Consider the following 18967-nt stretch of genomic DNA (forward strand, 5'->3'; position numbering starts at 1 on the left):
ACATCGTCGCTGCCGCAGCAAATGGAAGCGGAGTCAGCCGCTTCGCCGACTTAAGCCGTCACCGCCGTGCGCTGACGACTGACAAGCTGATTGTCCTTGCCTTCGACGAGGCGAGTCAGCGCGATATCGAACTGAATTTCCTTGTAAGCGTCCGCCTTTAGACCGAGCGCAAAGCCGCCCTTCTTTTCGACGACATGAGGAATCAATTCCTCGCGCGTGGCATACGCGAAGTCATCCCAAATGAGCGGATCGCCCTCGATGTTGATCTGCGTGGTCAGCTTGCGGAAGTTATCGCTCGTCACGAAGAAATGAACGTGTGCAGGACGATTGCCATGCCGTGCAAGCGCGTTCAGCAATTCTTGCGTCGAACCGTGAGGCGGGCATCCATAGCCTACGGGCATGAGCGTGCGGAACTCGTACTTGCCGTCTTGTCCTGTTCTCACCGCGCCACGCAAGTTGAAGTCACTCTGTGCGCCGGTCGGATCGAAATGCGAGTAGAAGCCTTTGGAGTTTGCATGCCAGCACTCCACGACGGCATCCGCGACAGGCTTGCCGTCGGGACCGGTTACGGTGCCGCGAATGACAAGCGGCCCGGCGTCATCGTCCGGATTGAGGTCGATCTTCGCCACACCATCGCGCAACGGTGCGCCCGCCACATACAGCGGACCTTCGATGGTACGCGGTGTGCCGCCGTGAATGTCCGCGTGACGGTCCTGCGCATCCATGCGAATGTCGAGAAACTTCTCGAGACCGAGACCCGCCGCGAGCAAGGCCGCTTCCCCGTCGCGACCGAGCCGGTTGAAGTAGTTCACGCCTGCCCAGATTTCATCGGGCGTCATATCGAGGTCGTCGATGGCCTTGAACAGGTCGCTTAGCAGCCGATGCGTGATCTGCTTCGCACGTGCATTGCCGTTATCGCTGCCGAGATTGGCGGCGGCCGAAAGCAGGCCCTGAACTTCCTTCGTATCGAATACTTTGACGCTCACGATGTTGTCTCCATAGGTATGGGGGGTACGACACAGGTCTTCCGTTCCGCGGTACGACGCGCGGACTCACGCTTCGTCTCGACGACAAATTAGGCCGCACCCGCATATCCGTCAAATAGATCAAATGTGGTTGATGCCATCCGTGAAATGGATGACATCCCGGCGCGAATGTCGGCTGGCTTCAAAACTTGTGGCGGATGCCCACGCGGACCGTGCTTTGACGATCGCTCGTTGACGGCGTGAGGTTGTTGATCGCCGCAACCGCCGCTGTGCCGGTGGAATCGATGCCGGATGCCTTCTGGTACACGCCGATCAGATAGACATCGGTGCGCTTAGACAGGAAGTAATCGGCGCCGAGCGCGCCTTGGTAATACTTGGCGCCGGGATTGTTGCCGGTGGCCGAATCGACGTCACCGCCCTTCGTGTAGTCGAATGCCGCGCCGAGCAGGAGCGCCGGCGTGAGCTGATACCTGAAGTTGACTTCGACGTTATTGAAGTTCGCATTGCCGGAATAGCCGCGCGGATTGGGACCGGAGTTCGCGGTATCGCCGAGGTTCTTGAACTGCACGTTGGAATACGTTGCACCCACCGTGGCCGCGCCGAATGCATAAGCAGCGCCTGCCGCGACCACCTGATAGGTACGAGCCGATGCATAGCCGCTATAGACGGGCGAAGAGATGAAGTTCGCGCTCGCAGCGGGCGGCGTGCTTGCGCCGTTGTCGCCGAAGAAGCCGACGTTCGGATTGCGCGCGTTCAGGTAACCGACGCCCAACGTCAGCGGGCCGTTCGCATAGCCCGCACCGAGCGACCACAATTGGTTGCGCGAGACCGCACCCGCGACGCCGCCCAGACTGTAGACGCCGCCGAAGGTAACGCCGTAGTAAGCCTTACTGACGAACTTGATCGCGTTGTTCACGCGATACGCGTTGTTGAGGTTATCCAGATCGCCTGGATGCGCGCCGATATATCCCGCCCACTGGGTACCGGACTCGAACGGGCCCACATAATCCACGACCGAATCGTATTGCCGCCCGAGCAACACGGTGCCGTAAGCACTGGACAAGCCCACGTACGCCTGCCGGCCGAACATCAGACCTTGCGTGCTGCCGCGGTTCTTCTGCGCAAGCGAGCCGTTATTCAGGTCGAAGCCGTTCTCGAGTACGAACAGCGCAGCAAGCCCGCCGCCAAGCTCTTCCCTGCCCCTCAATCCCCAGCGGCTGGCCTGCATGACGCCGCTCGACAGGTTGTAGAGATTGTGGCCGCCGGCGTTCGATGTCCAGTTGAAGCCATCGTCGACGATGCCGTACAGCGTCACCGCGCTTTGTGCATGCGCCGTGCCTGCAACTGCAAGCAGCGCCAGAGAAGTTCCCAAGGCGAGTTTCATACGTGCGTGTTCCATGCGAGTCGTTCTGTTGATTGACGCAATGAAGGCTCATTGCGGTGATGAATGCGATGCGCCACGCAGTCTGCGGCCGCTCGTTTCACGCGGCAAATAAGCCAAAAGCATGACCGGCGATAAGCGCGATCGATATGTCATGCGAGGCAAGGGCTATTCCGTACGACATGCAACGGCACATGCACCAGATTCATGTCGCGCATTTTTGTCTCGAATTTGACCGCGATTATCGAGGCTCATATCGTGGGCCCATCGCATCGCATCGATACGACTCGCACCGCTTCTTGAGCATCAGGGAAGCGGGAACCATCACCTCATGTCTTCCCCAACCATGAACCCTGAAGCTCTGAATTCCGACCTGAGCGCGCTCGCTCAAACCCGATCGGCTCGTCGCCCAAGCAACGTGCGCCGTGCAGTCACGACGGCAGTGCTCGGCCAGATCCTCGAGTGGTATGACTTCTTTCTGTACGGCACCGCCGCCGCGCTCGTCTTCGGCAAGCTGTTCTTTCCGGTCGGCACCGATCCGCTCACGGGCACCATCGCCGCATTCGGCGGCTTCACGGTCGGCTTCATCGCGCGACCCATCGGCGGCGTGCTATGCGGACATATCGGCGACCGTTACGGCCGCAAGGTCGTGATGATGCTGACCCTTCTCACGATGGGCACGGCCACGGTCCTGATGGGCGTTTTGCCGACCTATCAGCAGGTCGGCATTGCGGCGCCCGTGATGCTCGTTCTGTTGCGCATTCTTCAGGGACTGGCCGCCGGCGGCGAATGGAGCGGCAGTATCCTGCTGATCCACGAGAACGCGCCGCAATCGAAGCGCGGCGCGCTCGCGGCGTGGAGCCCGTGTGGCGCGGCACTCGGCTTCGTCCTGTCCACCGGTGCGTTCCTGCTGGTGCAGAACTTGCCGGCGGGCGACTTTCAGAGCTGGGGATGGCGCCTTCCGTTTCTCGCGAGCGCCGCACTCGTTCTTCTCGGCTTGTGGATGCGCCGCTCCGTCGGAGAAAGTGCCGCATTCGCCGAAGTCAAGGCGACGCGCCACGAAAGCCGGATGCCTGTCATCGAAGTGCTGCGCCAATGTCCGCGCGAAGTGCTGACCGTGTTCGGCCTGCGCTTCGGCGAGGGCGCGGCGTCCTACCTCTTCTTCGCATTTTCGATCGCCTACGGGCAGTTTCTGGGCATCAAGTCGAGTTGGGTTCTGAGCGGCCTGTGCATTTCGATGCTGCTGATGATCCCCGTTTCGCTCTTCTTCGGCTGGGTGACCGACAAGGTCGGACGCAAGCCGGTGTATCTCGCCGGCGCAATCGCCATCGTACTGGTCGCGTGGCCGTACTTCGCGCTGCTCGGCTCGGGCGAGTACTGGAAGGTGGTTGCGGCGCTCGTCCTCGCGAACAGCATCACGCTTGGCATTCTCGAAGGCGCGCAACCCGCGTTCATCAGCGAGATGTTGCCGGTGCACCTGCGTTTCTCGGGACTCGGCATTGGGCGGGAAGTCTCTTCCGTACTCGGCGGCGGCCTCTCGCCGATGATCGCCACCGCGTTGCTCGCCCACTATCACAGCGCCGTGCCAGTCGCCATTTATCTGGGCGTACTGGGCCTGATCACCGTCGTCGCCACGCTGCTCGCACGCGAGACGTATCCCAAAGCGATGCGCGCCGCTGCACGCCGTCAGCCCGAATGACATCGACACACATCGACCGAGAGGTATCACCTATGCAAGCCCTTCGAAGCGAAGCCATCATCGATTCGCAAAACGACTATCCCGAGTACGCCGGACCGCTGCACCTCGATACGCTGATCGAGGAAGTCGAGCGCCGCCGCGACGAGTTCGACGCCCTGTCCCACGTGCCGCGCGATATGGTCGGCAAGATGAAGCGCGCGGGGATTTTCCGCGCGAGCACGCCCAAACGTTTCGGCGGCGATGCGCTGCCGCCCGCGCGCTTCCTCGAGATGCTCGAACGTATCGCGATCGCGGACGGATCGGCCGCCTGGGTCGCGGCGTTCGGCTCCGCGAACACGTACCTGGCTTCACTGCCTGTGGAGACCCAGGCGCGAATCTATGCGGCCGGTCCCGATCAGGTCTTCGCGGGCGGCTTGTATCCGCTGCAAAAGGCCGAGCGCGCGCCCGGCGGATTCCTCGTGTCGGGACAGTGGCGCTTTGCGAGCGGCTGCAAGGGCGCGGACTGGATCGGCGTGGGAATCGGCGGGGCACCGGCCGGCACCGACGACAAAAACGCCGGCAAGCCTTTTACTGCGGTTTTCCCGGCGAGCGAAGTGGAGATCGTCGATAACTGGAACGTGGTCGGCATGCAGGGCACGGGCAGCCATGATCTGCGCCTGAAGGACAAATACGTCGAGGAACAATGGACCTTCGTGCGCGGCGGCACGCCGCTGATCGATGAACCGCTGTACCGGTATCCCGCCGTCGCGTATCAGGCGCAGGTGCATGCGGCAGTGAACATCGGCCTGGCGCGCGCGGCGCTCGACCTGCTGGCGGGGATGTCCGGCGTGACGAAAACCACGACCGGTGCGCCGCGTCTCGCCGATCGCGCCTACTATCGTTCCGGGCTCGCGCAGGCGGAAGCACAACTGCGCAGCGCGCGGGCGTTCTTCTTCGAGTGCGCGGAAGCATCGTGGCGCACGGTGCTCGCGGGCGACCCGGTGTTGCCTGCCGAAGCAAACTTGCTGCGTCTGTCGGCGACGCACGCCGCCCACACCTGCGCCGATATCGTGATGCAGGCGTACAAGATGGCGGGCATCGGCGCGATCTACCGCGAGAACCGGATGCAGCGTCTGGTACGCGATTCGATCGTCGTCACGCAACACGCCTTTCTCGGCGAAGGCAATTACGACGCATCGGGCGCGATCTTCGTCGGCATTCCGCCCGTTACGCCGTATCCCTGAACCCGCGAATCCTGAAAGGACATCTGCCATGACACACGATCAAGCGCGCACACAGTTTCGCAACGCGATGGCCTCGCTCGGCGCCGCCGTCAACGTCATTACCACCGACGGCCCGCACGGACGCTGCGGTATCACGGCAAGCGCCGTGTGCTCCGTGACCGATACGCCACCCACGATGCTCGTCTGCATCAATCAGTCGAGTTACGTTCACGATGTGCTGCTCGGTAACGGCCGGGCGTGCATCAACGTGCTGGGCGCGCACGCGCAGGAACTGGCGCGCGCGTTCGCGGGCATGGACGGAGGCTCGATGGACGAGCGCTTTGCGCGCTGCGGCTCGCGGCCTGGCGCATTGCAACTTCCCGTGCTCGACGATGCAATCGCGAGTCTCGAAGGCCGTATCGTCGACAGCAAGCAGGTCGGTTCGCATTCAGTGCTTTTCGTACAGGTAGAACACATCGGCTCGCGCGAAGACGGCGATGGGCTTGTGTACTTCGGCCGGCAGTTTCATCGGCTCGCGCGCGCGGCTGCTTCCTGCGAGGCGGCGTAAGTATGCAAATCTGCCTGTTTCTGATCGATGCGGGCGGGCAGCGCCCGCTGGTCGATATTGCACCATTGCAGCGCATCGACGGCTTACGCAGTCTGGTCGTGCACGAGCCGATGGCGCAACACGTCGATCCGCGCATTCCGCCCGCGGCCGATGCGCCATCGTGCGTGCTTCAACTGTATTTCGATGAACTCGCCGCGCTCGAAGCTGCCGCGAGACTCGATGGCCCGATCCATCGCGCGCTTCGAGAACCTTTGATCGCCGGGCGCTTCATGCAGCAAGTCATGGCCGTGCGCGCGCTGGCCTCGCACGCGCCATCCACCCAAGCGCGCATTCAGCGCTGCACCTATCTCGTCGCGTACGAAGGGCCGGCCGAGGACTTCGACACATGGCTCGCGCATTACCTGCGGCATCACGCGCCGTTGATGTCCACCTTGCCGCGATTGCGCGAGCTGGAGATCTACACGCGCATCGATTGCACCATCGGCCTGCCTTGCACGCGCGCGAGTGCGATGCAACGCAACAAGGTCGTCTTCGACGATGCGTCCGCGCTCGCCGACGCACTCGCCTCGCCGGTGCGCGAATCGATGCGGCGCGATTTCCATACCTTGCCGCCCTATCGCGGAGCCACGCCGCATTTTGCAATGCACAGCACATACGGTAATCTCGCCACACATTGATGGCCGCATGGCGCGACCAGCGCTCGTTCGTGAGTCAACCGTGTATGACGAAGCTCAACTCCGGTATCGCCGATCTCAATCTGCTGCGCGTGTTCCTCGCCATCTGGGATTTGCGCAGCCTGACCGCCGCCGGCGAACGTCTCGAACTGACGCAGCCCGCGGTCAGTCATGCGCTACGGCGCTTGCGCACGATCTTCGGTGATCCGCTTTTCGTGCGCACGCCCGCCGGCATGGTGCCGACCGATGCCGCGCATCGGCTGTATCCGCCGCTCGCGCAGGCGTTGTCGATCATCAACGAGGCGGTCCAGCAACTCGCCAGCTTCGATCCCGCGACCGCCCGGCGCGTGTTTCGCATTTCGATGTCGGACATGTCGGAATTCTTTTTTCTGCCGCCGCTCGTCGCGCTGCTCGACCGCGAGGCGCGCGGCATTCGAATCGAAGCGGTCAATGTTCCGGTGGAATCCGTAAGCAGCGCCATGCGCGCCGGAGAAATCGATCTTGCGCTCGGCTATGTGCCGGGTCTCGACGCGGGATGCGTGAGCGAGACGCTATTCGTCGACGAGCATGTATGCGTCGTGCGCGCCAATCATCCGTTACGCAAGTCGCGGCCGACACGCGACGACCTGACCGCCTTGCGCTACGTCTACGCGAGCACCAACGCGACGGGCCATCGCATGGTCGAGCAATGGCTCGACGAGCTGAATTTCAAGCGCGATGTCGCGGTCCGGCTGCCGCATTTCGTCGTGGCGCCCGAAATCGTGATGAACACGGACCTTGCCGTGCTCTTCCCCAAGAGCATCGCGCTGCGCTTCAATCGTAGTAAGGCCTTTCGCATTCTGCCATTGCCTTTTGCGCTGCCGCCCATCGAGATTCAGGTGCACTCGCACACGCAATTCACGAGCGATCCGGGCGTGGCGTGGCTGCGCAATACGATCCATTCGATGTTTCGCCAGCCCGACGCGTGACGCTCATTTGCTGCGCTGATATCACGCGTTCTTTTCGGCGAATTTGACCGGGGTGAGTGTCGCCACGACACTGTTTGTCATGCGAAGCCTCAAGAAGGCTGCAGCCCTTCTCATTCAATGCGAGCAGACATGGCAACAGTTCATACCTCGACCGCCGAAACCAGCGCAGCAATGCCGGATCGCACGCTCAGACGTATCGTCATTGCGTCGGTCGCGGGCAACGCGATGGAGTGGTACGACTTCTTCGTCTACGGAACGGCGGCCGCACTCGTGTTCGGCAGTTTGTTTTTTCCGGCCAATGCGGACCCGCTGATCGGCACGCTCGGCGCGTTCGCGGCATTCGCGATGGGCTTCGTCGCACGGCCGCTCGGCGGTATCGTGTTCGGCCATATAGGCGACCGTTATGGACGGCGCGCGTCGCTCGTCTGGACATTGCTCATCATGGGCTTCGCGACGTTCGGCATCGGCCTGTTGCCGACTTACGATCACGTCGGTCTGTGGGCGCCTGTTGCGCTCGTCGCACTTCGCCTGCTGCAAGGCATCGCGTCCGGCGGCGAATGGGGCGGCGGCGTGCTGATGATCAGCGAGAACGCGCCGCCTGAAAAGCGCGGCTATTACGCGGCGTGGAGTCAGCTCGGCGTCGGCGGCGGTTTCGTTCTTTCTTCGGCGGCGTTTCTCGCGGTGCAGGCCTTGCCGCACGATCAGTTCATCTCGTGGGGATGGCGCCTGCCGTTTCTCGCGAGCATCGTGATCTTCGCGCTCGGCGTCTACATTCGTCATAGCCTGCCTGAGAGTCGCGACTTCGAGAACGCGGAAGAAGCGGGCAAGACGTCGCATATGCCGGTGCTCGAAGCGATCAAGCGTCATCCGAAGGAAATACTGATGGCGATGGGCCTGCGCGTCGCGGAGAACGGCGGCGCGTACATCTTTCTCGCGTTTTCGCTGGTGTACGGCAAGTTCATCGGCATTCCGAATTCGACGATGCTCACCGGCGTCATGCTCGCGATGGTCGTCGAAATGATCGCGATGCTGCTGTGGGGCAAGCTCTCCGATCGCATCGGACGCAAGCCCGTGTATATGATCGGCGCCGCATCGCTCGCGGCGATGGCCTTCCCGTTCTTCTGGCTGCTGGACACGCATTCGACGCCGCTCATCTGGCTTGCGCTGGTGCTTGGCACGGCCGTCTGTCACGGCGCGATGATCGGCACCTTGCCTGCGCTCGTCGGCGAATTGTTCAGCACGGAAGTGCGCTACTCGGGCGTTGCGCTCGGGCATGAAGTGGCTTCGATTTTCGCTGGCGGTCTGTCGCCGCTCCTCGCGACCGCGTTGCTTTCGCACTATCACGCGTCCTGGCCCGTCGCGGTGTTTCTCATCGCGCTCAGTCTCGTGACGGTCGTCACGCTGCGCTTCACGCACGAAACGCGTCATCAGTCACATTGATGCGATACACGATTTTTAGCCTATTTTTCTTATTCGGCGTGCGGCTCTAAGATCGATGCATGGTTGTGGGAAACACATCGAAAGGAAGGCGATCATGCAAGCTCAAACCGTGAAAGTCCGAGTCGACGCGTTGCGCGAGGAAGCGCACGGCGTGCGCTCGTTCAGCGTCTCGCGAATCGACGGCGCGCCCTTCGAACCCTATGAGCCCGGCGCGCATATCGATGTGACCGGCCCCTCGGGTGTCACGCGTCAGTACTCGCTCTGCGGCGATCCGGCATGTCTCCGGACGCAGATCTTCGCGGTCAAGAAGGAAGCGCAATCGCGCGGCGGTTCACGCTCGCTTCACGAGGAAGTGACCGTGGGCTCCGAGCTTTCCGTCGGCGCGCCGCGCAGTCTGTTCCAGCTTCACGCGGCCGCAAGCGAGCACATTCTGATCGGCGCGGGCATCGGCATCACGCCCTTGCTGTCGATGGCTTATCGCCTCGTCGCGAGCAATGCGCGCTTCACGCTGCATTACTTCGCGCGCAGCGAGGCGCATGCGGCATTCATGACCTTGCTGACGCGTGCCCCGTTCAACGCGTACGTGAAGCTGCATTTCGGCGTCGAGCGGCACGAGCAGCGCGACAAGCTCGACGAATGTATCCGCGATGCCGGTCCGAACGCACACGTCTACACATGCGGGCCGAGCGCCTTCATGGATGCCGTGGTCGAGACGGCGCAAGCTCGCCTGCCCGCGGACGCGATCCATCTGGAGCGCTTCAAAGCCGAGCCGATTGCCACGGCCGAAGCCTCGTTGGACAGCTTCGAGGTGCAACTCGCAAGCAGCGGACAAACGGTTCGCGTGGACAAGAGCACGTCGATTGTCGATGCGCTCGCCTCCATCGGCATAGAAGTCGATACCTCATGCGGCGAAGGCGTTTGCGGTACGTGCATGGTGGATGTCGTGAGCGGCGAGCCCGAGCATCGCGATCACTGTTTGAGCAAAGCGGAACGCGCGAGCAACAGCGTGATTTGCTGCTGCGTGTCGCGTTCCCGTTCGCCCGTGCTGGTGCTCGATCTCTGAGCGAAATCACATCGTCTTGAAGCTCGCGAGGGTGTCGGTCATCAGGGCGCGCATCCACGCGTTGCCTTCGTCGTCGTGAAAGTGTTCGTGCCAGTGCATCGTCACGGCCACTCTCGGCAACGGTACAGGCAGCGCGTAAATGTTGAACGCCTCGCCTCTGTTGAGGATATGCGCGAGCTTTTCCGGCAGCGTGGCGAACAGATCCGTTGCAGCCAGCACGCCGGGCACCGCCACGAAATGCGGCAACGCCAGCGCGATATTGCGTCCGACGCCTCGTCCGCGCAGCGCATCGTCGAGCGCGTCATGGCTGTGTTCGAGCGAGCGAACCTGAACGTGCGACGCGGCAAGGAACTGCGCGAGTTTCAGCTTCGTGCCTTCGGGCAGATCGTCGCGCTTGCGGGTCATGCATACATACGACTCCTCGAAGAGCACGCAATGGCGCGTGCGCGGCAATAGCGACGGCAAGTTGCCGATCGCGAAATCCAGCCGGCTCGCGCGCAACGCTTCTTCGATTTCTTCGACCGGCAACGGCTCGACCACCAGCTTCGCGCGCGGCGCGGCATCGTGCAACGCGGCGCAGATCGCCGGCAGATACGCCATCTCCCCCGCATCCGAGAGCGACAGGCGAAAGGTACGCGTGCTCGTCGCCGGATCGAAACGCTCGGCGTAACGCAACGCCTGCCGCACGGTGTCGAGCGCGCGCCCGACGATTTCGGCCAATTCCAGCGCGACGGGCGTGGGCTGCATGCCCGTGCGCGTGCGGATGAATAGCGCGTCGTCGAACAAGGTGCGTAATCGCCCGAGCGAATAGCTGACCGCCGGTTGAGAGAGCGCGAGACGCTCGCCTGCGCGCGTCAGGCTGCGCTCTTCCACGATAGCCTGGAAAACGCGCAGCAGATTCAGATCGATATGGTCGATGGATGTCATGACGGGCCGTCCGAGATATAGGCCGCACTGATTGAACGACCTGTTTTTAATCGATTTGACGCATGATCCTCGAAAAGCGAGACTGATGTCAACGAGAGGATTTGCCGAGCGCCCAGCCAAGCTCGCGTCAGTCGTTCGATCAGCCACTCAACTTCTCCGAGGAATACGATGAGTACGCCGACCTATCAGACCATCGACACCAGCGCGCTCGCCAGGCGCGCGGAGTCCGATCGCATTGCGCCTTCGCTTTACTACGATCCGGAGTTGTTCGAGGCCGAACTCGAACGCATCTTCTACAAGACGTGGGTGTGGGTTGCGCATGACAGCGAGTTGCCGAAGCCCGGCGACTTCGTGACGACGACCATCGGCCGTCAGCCGGTCATCGTCGTGCGCGACAAGACCGGAACCGTGAACGTGTTGCAGAACCGTTGCCGTCATCGGGGCGCGACCGTCTGCGAAGAGCACAAGGGCAACGCCAAGGGTTTCACATGCCCGTATCACAGCTGGTCCTATGCGCTCGACGGCACGCTGCGCGCCCTGCCCTACGGCGATGGTTATGAAGGCGTGTGCGAGAAAGGCGATCTGCCGCTCAAGAAGCTGCGCGTGGGCGTTTATCAAGGGCTGATTTTCGCGAGCTTCGATGAATCGATCGAACCGCTCGAGGACTTCCTCGGCGGCGCCAAACCGTGGATCGATCTTTTCATGAAGCAGGGCGCGGGCTACCCCATCAAGGCGAATGGCGAGCACAAGTTCAGGTTCAAGGGCAACTGGAAGATCCAGCTCGAGAACACGACGGACCTGTATCACTTTCCCGTCGTCCATAAGTCATGGATGAAGTCCATCGACGATGAAACGGCCGCCGTCATCACGAGCTTCATGACGAGCGACAAGGCGTTCTGCCGATCGCTCGGCAATGGTCACAGCCTTGCCGTGCTGATGCCGGAATTCGTCGATCTCGATCAGGACGACGGCGCGCCGCTGCCCGAACGTTTCAATGAACTCGCCGCGCAACTCGCAGAGAAACACACGCCAGAAGAAGTGCGCCGCATCGTGCGTTCGCTGATGGGCGTCGGCTTCAACCTCAATCTGTTTCCGAACCTCGCGCTTTCGATGGCGTTCTTCCGCGTGCTGCGCCCGATCTCCGCGGTGGAAACGGAAATCCGCCACGTCGCGCTGGGAATGGACGGCGGCCCCGAGGAAGCCAATCGCGCGCGCTTGCGCATGCACGAGCACTTCCAGGGCCCGTTGGGCTTCGGCAGCCCTGACGACGCCGAAGCGTGGGAGCGCGTGCAGCGCGGCTCATACGCCGGCCCTGACGTACCTATCCTCGTGAACCGCGGCCTCAACCGCGAAACGACCGCACCGAACGGTGAGAAGACCGCGCATTCGACCGACGAAACCGGCATGCGCGAAGCGTACAGACAATGGCGCGCGATGATGGAGCAAGCATGATGGACGAACGCAACGCACTCTTCACGGACCAGACCTTGGCGCGCGCGATCGCATTCATCTGGCGGGAAGCGGAACTGCTCGACCGCCGGGACTATCGCGCCTGGCTGGATCTGTGGGACCCGAAAGGCCATTACGTCGTGCCGATCGATCCGCGGACGACCGACTACGCGTCCACGCTCAACTACGCATACGATGACCATCACATGCGCGAGTTGCGCGTGCAGCGCATGACGTCCGGCTTTTCGGCGTCGGCCTCCGATGCGGCGCGCACGGTACGCACGGTGTCGCGCTTCACGCTCTCTGGCGACAGCGCGGACCTCGTCGAGGTCAAGTCCTCGCAGATCGTGATTGCCTACAAGCGCGGTCTGTCCACGATCTTTGCTGCCGACCTGACGCACAAGATCGATATGTCGAGCGGCGAGCCGCGTCTGTCGGAGAAGGTGATCCGCCTGATCGACTCGACCGAGGCGCTGAGCGCCATCGGCTTTCTGCTTTGAAGTCATGCGCGCGTCGTGTCGATGTCGGTCGTCCGTCATTGCCTTCAGCGATGCGCGCGCTATCCATTCGCTACGTTCATGCCAACACTCGAAGTCTATTTGCCTCAAGGTCACGCCGACGAACGCAAGGCATCGCTCATTCAAGGGCTCACGCAAGCGACCGTCGACGCGATCGGTGCGCCGGCCGAATCCGTGCGCATTCTGCTGTCGGAGTTGCCCGCATCCGACAGCGGCCTCGGCGGCAAAGTCAGCGCGGCGGGATTGCCCGTCATCATCGCGATCCTGATTGCTGGCCGCACGCAGACGCAGAAAGAAGCGCTGATCGCGTATCTGTCGGAGACCGGCGCTTCCGTGCTGAATGTGCCCTTGCAGTCCACGCGCGTGTTGATCAAAGACATTCCGAATACCGATTTCGGCCTGGGCGGAAAGACCGCTCGCGCCTTGGGCCGATAAGAATACGTGAAGCCATGACGGACAAAATCATCGAGAGCCTGCAGGCGCGCTTGCGCGTGCTCGAAGCGCAGAACGCGGTGCGCAAGACCATCGCCCGATACATGGCGCTCTGCGATGTGCCGGCACGCGCGCTCGAAGGGGAATCGCTGACGGCACTCTTCAGCGATGACGCCGTGTGGGAAGGCATCGGTCCACAGTATGCGGACAAGTTCGGCCGCTTGGCGGGGCCGAACGCTATCGTCGCGATGCTGCAACGCTACCTGCCGCCCACGCCGCACTTCGCGACCAACGTCCACTTCCTGACGAGCGAGCATATCGAAGTACAAGGCGATACGGCGAAGGGCCGCTGGATCATGTTGCAGGCATCCGGATATGTCGATGCAAACGCCGAGCTCATCTCGGCGCGGCTCGATGTGGATTTCACTCCGTCGCCTCACGATGAAGACGTTTGGCTGATTCGCCACTTCCGCACCGAACGCCTTTTCGACGCGCCCTGGCAACTCAACCCCGCGCGAGGAGTCCGTGCATGAGCGCCTTTTTGCAGCAATTCGATCTCGCGACGCATGCCGCCGCCGATGCACCGACCATCGCGATCAAGGACAGTATCGACATAGCCGGCTATCCGACGACCGCGGCCAGCCGCGCACTCGCCGATGCGCCGCCCGCACCGCGCCACGCGCAAGTCGTGCAGCGGCTGCTCGATGCGGGCTGGCGCATTACAGGCAAGGCGAACATGCACGAACTGGCGTTCGGCATGACAGGCCTCAACGACTTCAGCGGCACGCCCGTCAATCCCCAAGATCCGGCGCGCATTCCCGGCGGATCGTCGAGCGGCTCGGCATCGGCGGTGGGGCTCGGGCTCGTCGATGCCGCCCTCGGCACCGATACCGGCGGCTCCGTGCGTTGCCCCGCGGCATGCTGCGGCGTGATCGGCCTGAAGCCGACTTTCGGGCGCGTGTCGCGTGAAGGTGTCGCGCCGCGCCAGACGTCGCTCGACTGTGTCGGCCCGTTTGCACGGGAGATGAACACGGTCATCGACGTAATGCTCGCAATCGATCCGTCATTTCAGGGCGGCCGTGCGCGCCGCGACGTGACTGCGATACGCGTCGCGTTGCCCGATGTGCAAGCCGAAGGTCGGATCCGCGACGCGGTGGCGAGCGCGGTCGCGCGCAGCGGACTCGCGTCGCGCGCCGTGCAGCTCGAATCCATTCAGGATGCGTTCACGGCCGGTCTCGCCGTCATCAACGCCGAGACGTGGCGCGCGTTCGGTCATCTCGTCGGCAGCGGAAAGCTTGGCCCGGATATCCTGGCGCGGTTGAGCGCCGCCGCGAACACGCCGGTATCCGAGCTCGATGCAGCCGAGCGCATACGTCGCGACTTCACGGACGAGGTCGATCGCGTGCTGGCGGACGCCGACGTCCTCATTCTTCCGACCATGCCATCGCTGCCGATCACGATCGAGGCCGCGCGCGCGGGCACTCCGGTGATCGCAATGTCGTCGCTTATCCGGCCTTTCAACCTGAGCGGACATCCGGCGCTTACGTTACCGGTTCCGGTTGAAGGGGCGTCGCTCAAGGCGGGATTGCAGATTGTCGGCGGCAAAGGCGATGACGAGACGGTGTGCGCGGTGGCCGCATACATCGAAGCGATGCTCGCTCCGCATGCGTAACGAGCCGACGAGCCGTGCGCCTCTCAACGCAAGTTCGAGTCGAGCGGCAGACGCACGGTGAAAGTCGCGCCCTGCCCGCGTCCGGCGCTCGCAACATCGACCGTTCCGCCGTGCAGGCTCAGGATGTTCTTGACGAGCCACAGTCCGAGCCCCAGGCCGCCGACGCGTCCGCTCGACTGCGGCGCGATCTGCTGAAAGCGGTCGAAGACGTCCGGCAGCGCATCGGGTGCAATGCCGCGCCCCGTGTCCTGAACGGTCAGCACCGCCTGCCCGTCCGATGTGCTCACGGAAATGGACACGCTGCCCGCGTCCGTGAATTTCACCGCGTTCGTGAGCAGATTCCAGACGACTTGCTCGAGGCGGCTTTCATCCGCCATGACGATGCACGGCTCGACGTGCGGCGTCTGCAATCGCAGGCCCTTGTGCTCCGCGGTCTTGCGGATGTCTTCGACGACGTTGAGCGCGAGCGCACCGATATCCACCGGCTGCAGATGAACCGAGAGCTTGCCGGTAACGACCGCGCCGCTATCGAGCAGATCGTCGACCATATGCGACAGCTGGCGGCCGTTGCGGCGGATCGCTTCGCCCGCCCGCGCGACGTGTGAAGGATCGGCGACGACCTGCAGCAGTTCCGCCCACGAGACGATCGCGTTCAAAGGCGAGCGCAACTCGTGACTGACGGCCGCGATGAAATGATCCATTGTCTTGGCGAGCGCTTCGCTGCGCTCGCGCCCCGAACGTTCCTCGCCGGCCGTCGCGGACAGCTCGAGCTCACGTTCCTTGCGCGACGTGATGTCGAGCGTGAAGCCCATCACCGACTGCATGGTGCCGTCGTCCGCGAACTGCCCTGTGCCGCGAATCAGGACCCAGCGCCGGCCACGCGCTCCATCGATGCATCGTTCGCACTCGAAGCTTCGTTTGGCTTGCAGCGCCTGCCAGTGCTCCGCAACCGGATCGGGCTGCTCGATGAACAGCTTTTGCCGATCCAGCCCGGCGATGTCCGGCAAGCCGAGATCTTCGACGCATTGTTCGCTGCAATGCACCGCGCCCGTTCCGACGTCGAGCTCCCACGCGCCCACGCCAGCGAAAGCCAACGCCCGTTCGAACCGAACGCGATGATCGTGCAGGCGCTGCTCGGCTTCTCTCGCAAGAATCTGCCGGAGCCGCGCGTGCGAGCGCAGTCGCGCTTTCTCTCGCCGTTCCGTGCGCGTCGCCAGCGTGTGCATCGTGACGTCATCGAAGCGCAGCAGGATGAGCGGCGGTTCATCGGCGGTCGCGGGAAGATGCGAGACGTGGATCTGCCAGTACCGCGACGGCTGTTCGTGCGTGGCGGCGGCGCGATCCGGCGTGTCCAGGCTGAAAGCGGGCGAGAGGCGGCGCTGACCCGGGTGCAGATTAGCCACGAGCGCGCGGATCAGATGTTCGCATTGCCCCAAAGCCGCTTCGGTCTCGCCGAACATCGCAAGCCATGCCCGGTTCGCGAACACGACTCTCAGGCCCGGGTCGAGCATGAGATACGGCTCGATCAAGCGGTCGAAGATCGCCCGGTCGGCCGTGCCGACAGCGCTCGCTTCCGCCGAACGGGAAGTCGAGTCGGTCATCGGAAGAGCCGTGGTGATGTTGCCAGAGGACGCTTCGTCACGATCGATCCTCTCCTTGTCCAAATCCCTGCGTGAGTTCGGCAACGGTCTTCAGGAACTGGTCCATCGAGGCCGGTTTTCTGAGCAAGGCGTTCCAGAGAACGATGCCGCTTGGCCGAGCCACATGGGCGGACGTATGCAGCACGATGGGAATCGCCGCCCATTCCGGCCGCTCGCGAACGGCCCGGCACAATGCCTCTCCGTCCATGCCGGGCATCATCAGGTCTGTGATGAGCAGGTCGGGCACCGAGCGTTGCATCGCGGCAATGGCCTCTCGTCCATCGCGCGCGCGCTCCACCTCGTAGCCGGAATATTCGAGCGCGAAGCTCCACGCTTCGAGCAGATCAGGTTCGTCATCAACGAGAAGGACACGCGTCATGGACCGCTCACAGCCATACAAAAACGGTTGGAATCCCGGCGCGGGACTGAGTCAAATCTTCAGTATCCTGCTTGTTCGTCACTACGGCTGGCCGCGCAATCCGGCGCCGCCTCTTTCAACATGCAATGTCACCAGTTCGATCAGACGATACGGCGGATAAGGCTTTTGCAGTATTGCCGCGAACAACGCCCGATCGGCCGGATCGATCGCGTGCGGGGCGGCGCTGCACAGGACGATCGGAATCCGCCGGAAGTCATCGTCGCCGCTGAGCGCTCGCGCAAGGTCCACGCCTGAACCGACGGGCATCATGAAATCCGTCACCACGAGCGACGGTCTGATGCGCTGAATCGTCTGCAACCCGTCCGCGCCGTTCGAAGCAGCATGCACGACGTGCCCCAAGTCCTGCAGCAGGAACTTCAGGAAATCGGTAACGAGAGGTTCATCGTCCACGACGACAAGATTAGCCATGCGCGCAGCCTGGCTATCGTCCGCTCGCGTCGTCGCCCATTGCGCCTCGCGCCGTGGACATCGTTCCCGTGACGTGCAGCCCATCGCCGAGCCCGGAAATCTGCACTTCCGCGGTCGATGTATCGAAGAGGCTGTCGCGCACCTTGAGCACCGTGATGCTGCGTCGCAAAGGACCACCCGCCGCCTGATGGCGCATCTCGATCACATTGTCGATCTGCGACAGGATTTCCGGCGATGGATTGGTGCGCCACGGCCCCGACAGCTCCTTCGTTTCCCAGGTGCACACCGTCGTCACGCCAATCGCGCGCAGCTCGTTGCTCAACGCGGCGAAGAATTCGACCATGCGATGCGGATCGACGGTCGCGCGTTCGAAACCGGCGAGGCCGTCGATGAACAGACGTTCTGCGCGCGTCGTGCGAACCGCGTCGAGCAGCTCGTAGGCGAGCTTGTCGAGAAGATTTTCGGTGAGCGGGCGCCACAACATGCACAGCGCCTTCTTTTCGACGAGCGTTTGCAGATCGAGACCCAGTGCCTTCGCTTTCGCGTACAGCCGCTCCGGCGTTTCATAGAAACCGAAATGCACGGCAGGCCGCTCGACGGTCGCGCAGTTGAGATAGCCGATTCCGAAGGTCGTCTTGCCGCTGCCGGCTGGCCCCACCACGACGGACATCGAGGCGGCAGGCAAACCGCCGCCGAGCCGTTCGTCGAGCCCGCCCGTACCCGTGGCGACCTTCGTCAACCCGACGGTCTCTTGCGTGGACGGTCGAGCGAGAGCGGCTTCGAGGCGAGGGAATACGGCGATGCCGCGCTCCGAAATTTCATAGAGATGCAAGCCGCTCAGCGCACGGCTGCCGCGCGATTTCGCAACGCGAATGTGCCGTACGGTGCGCGACCCGAACAGGTTCTCCTCGAGGTGCAGCACGCCATCGACCATCGTGTGTTCGGGACTGGATTCGTCGATCCGGGCACTGGTCAGGAAGAGAACCGTGCAACCGGTGAACGCAGCATGACCTTGCAATTCCGCGACGAAGGTCTTGATGTCCAGATTGGTTTCGCTGCTTTCGCGGGCATTGAGCAATCCGTCGAGCACGAGAATGCTGGCCTGCGTGCGCGCGAGCTCGGAGCGCAGCAATGCGACCAGCGCATCGAGTCCCTTCTCGCGAAGCGTGCGAAAAAGACTGAGGTAAGTCAGATCCTTGCCGAGGCGGCTTGCATCGTAGAAACTCAGCGCCGATAGCGACTGGAACAGCCGGTCGTGCGATTCCGCGAGCAGCGTGATGTAGAGAACCTTGTGTCCCTGACGGGCTTGCGCAAAGGCAATCTGATTGGCGAGGATGGTTTTTCCCGCTCCCGGCCGTCCCTGCACGATATAAGACGAGCCCGCTATCAGTCCGCCGTCGCAGATATCGTCAAGTCCCGGAACTTCGCTGCGTAGCCGCGCGAGTTTGTCCATTGCGTCGATCCATTATGTTGGGTGGCAAGCCGGGCATCGCTACCCATT

Annotated in this window: 19 protein-coding genes; 12 read left to right on the top strand and 7 right to left on the bottom strand. The window is 62.8% G+C overall.

Features of this window, described 5'->3' with window-relative positions:
* Window positions 1–50: 50 nt before the first annotated feature.
* Both catA and QCE49_RS16690 read right to left on the bottom strand, forming a co-directional pair.
* Window positions 51–986 (bottom strand): catechol 1,2-dioxygenase, encoded by a 936-nt coding sequence (catA, locus tag QCE49_RS16685; RefSeq protein WP_175981631.1) that lies wholly within the window; start codon window positions 984–986, stop codon window positions 51–53.
* A 181-nt stretch (window positions 987–1167) separates the two neighbouring features.
* Window positions 1168–2370, bottom strand: a complete 1203-nt coding sequence (locus tag QCE49_RS16690; protein ID WP_008346709.1) for a porin — start codon at window positions 2368–2370, stop codon at window positions 1168–1170.
* Window positions 2371–2713: 343 nt separating this feature from the next.
* Between QCE49_RS16690 and QCE49_RS16695 the strand changes: the two genes are divergently transcribed.
* From QCE49_RS16695 to QCE49_RS16725, 7 genes are all read left to right on the top strand, one after another.
* On the top strand, window positions 2714–4066 hold the full coding sequence (locus QCE49_RS16695; RefSeq protein WP_250457054.1) for an MFS transporter: 1353 nt from the start codon (window positions 2714–2716) through the stop codon (window positions 4064–4066).
* 32 nt (window positions 4067–4098) lie between these two features.
* Complete coding sequence (locus QCE49_RS16700) at window positions 4099–5289, top strand: acyl-CoA dehydrogenase family protein (protein ID WP_008346712.1); 1191 nt, start codon at window positions 4099–4101, stop codon at window positions 5287–5289.
* A 28-nt stretch (window positions 5290–5317) separates the two neighbouring features.
* Window positions 5318–5836: a flavin reductase gene (locus tag QCE49_RS16705; protein ID WP_250456946.1), complete on the top strand. Its 519-nt coding sequence runs from the start codon at window positions 5318–5320 to the stop codon at window positions 5834–5836.
* A 2-nt stretch (window positions 5837–5838) separates the two neighbouring features.
* Window positions 5839–6513: an ethyl tert-butyl ether degradation protein EthD gene (locus QCE49_RS16710; RefSeq protein WP_250456947.1), complete on the top strand. Its 675-nt coding sequence runs from the start codon at window positions 5839–5841 to the stop codon at window positions 6511–6513.
* A 44-nt stretch (window positions 6514–6557) separates the two neighbouring features.
* Window positions 6558–7478 carry a LysR family transcriptional regulator gene (locus tag QCE49_RS16715; protein ID WP_033535823.1) on the top strand — a complete coding sequence of 307 codons (921 nt, stop codon included), beginning with the start codon at window positions 6558–6560 and terminating at the stop codon, window positions 7476–7478.
* A 129-nt stretch (window positions 7479–7607) separates the two neighbouring features.
* Window positions 7608–8918, top strand: coding sequence for an MFS transporter (locus tag QCE49_RS16720; RefSeq protein WP_033535799.1), 1311 nt, complete (start codon window positions 7608–7610; stop codon window positions 8916–8918).
* A 94-nt stretch (window positions 8919–9012) separates the two neighbouring features.
* A complete protein-coding gene (locus QCE49_RS16725) occupies window positions 9013–9981 on the top strand; it encodes a PDR/VanB family oxidoreductase (RefSeq protein ID WP_008346721.1) in 969 nt (322 codons plus the stop codon).
* Window positions 9982–9987: 6 nt separating this feature from the next.
* Here QCE49_RS16725 and QCE49_RS16730 read toward each other — a convergent pair whose 3' ends face one another.
* Window positions 9988–10908, bottom strand: a complete 921-nt coding sequence (locus QCE49_RS16730) for a LysR family transcriptional regulator (protein WP_008346723.1) — start codon at window positions 10906–10908, stop codon at window positions 9988–9990.
* 168 nt (window positions 10909–11076) lie between these two features.
* On the opposite strand from QCE49_RS16730, the gene QCE49_RS16735 reads away from it, so the two are divergent.
* The 5 genes from QCE49_RS16735 to QCE49_RS16755 all read left to right on the top strand — a co-directional run bounded on the left by QCE49_RS16735 (window position 11077) and on the right by QCE49_RS16755 (window position 14979).
* Entirely contained in the window at window positions 11077–12360 is a 1284-nt protein-coding gene (locus QCE49_RS16735) for a Rieske 2Fe-2S domain-containing protein (RefSeq protein WP_008346725.1), read from the top strand.
* Window positions 12357–12857 carry an aromatic-ring-hydroxylating dioxygenase subunit beta gene (locus QCE49_RS16740; RefSeq protein WP_175981619.1) on the top strand — a complete coding sequence of 167 codons (501 nt, stop codon included), beginning with the start codon at window positions 12357–12359 and terminating at the stop codon, window positions 12855–12857. Before QCE49_RS16735 ends, QCE49_RS16740 begins: the two co-directional genes overlap by 4 nt.
* Window positions 12858–12935: 78 nt before the next feature.
* A complete protein-coding gene (locus QCE49_RS16745) occupies window positions 12936–13310 on the top strand; it encodes a tautomerase family protein (RefSeq protein WP_250456948.1) in 375 nt (124 codons plus the stop codon).
* 14 nt (window positions 13311–13324) lie between these two features.
* Window positions 13325–13840 (top strand): nuclear transport factor 2 family protein, encoded by a 516-nt coding sequence (locus tag QCE49_RS16750; RefSeq protein ID WP_250456949.1) that lies wholly within the window; start codon window positions 13325–13327, stop codon window positions 13838–13840.
* Window positions 13837–14979, top strand: a complete 1143-nt coding sequence (locus tag QCE49_RS16755) for an amidase (RefSeq protein WP_250456950.1) — start codon at window positions 13837–13839, stop codon at window positions 14977–14979. The genes QCE49_RS16750 and QCE49_RS16755 overlap by 4 nt, the downstream gene beginning before the upstream one ends.
* A 23-nt stretch (window positions 14980–15002) precedes the next feature.
* Here QCE49_RS16755 and QCE49_RS16760 read toward each other — a convergent pair whose 3' ends face one another.
* The 4 genes from QCE49_RS16760 to QCE49_RS16775 all read right to left on the bottom strand — a co-directional run bounded on the left by QCE49_RS16760 (window position 15003) and on the right by QCE49_RS16775 (window position 18919).
* Window positions 15003–16580, bottom strand: coding sequence for a PAS domain-containing sensor histidine kinase (locus tag QCE49_RS16760; protein WP_250456951.1), 1578 nt, complete (start codon window positions 16578–16580; stop codon window positions 15003–15005).
* Between the two features lie 37 nt (window positions 16581–16617).
* Window positions 16618–16998: a response regulator gene (locus QCE49_RS16765; RefSeq protein ID WP_008346733.1), complete on the bottom strand. Its 381-nt coding sequence runs from the start codon at window positions 16996–16998 to the stop codon at window positions 16618–16620.
* 81 nt (window positions 16999–17079) lie between these two features.
* Entirely contained in the window at window positions 17080–17466 is a 387-nt protein-coding gene (locus tag QCE49_RS16770; protein WP_250456952.1) for a response regulator, read from the bottom strand.
* A 13-nt stretch (window positions 17467–17479) separates the two neighbouring features.
* Entirely contained in the window at window positions 17480–18919 is a 1440-nt protein-coding gene (locus QCE49_RS16775; protein ID WP_008346736.1) for an ATPase domain-containing protein, read from the bottom strand.
* Window positions 18920–18967: the final 48 nt, after the last annotated feature.

It is taken from the genome of Caballeronia sp. LZ008 (genome assembly GCF_031451435.1).
GTDB lineage: Bacteria > Pseudomonadota > Gammaproteobacteria > Burkholderiales > Burkholderiaceae > Caballeronia > Caballeronia zhejiangensis.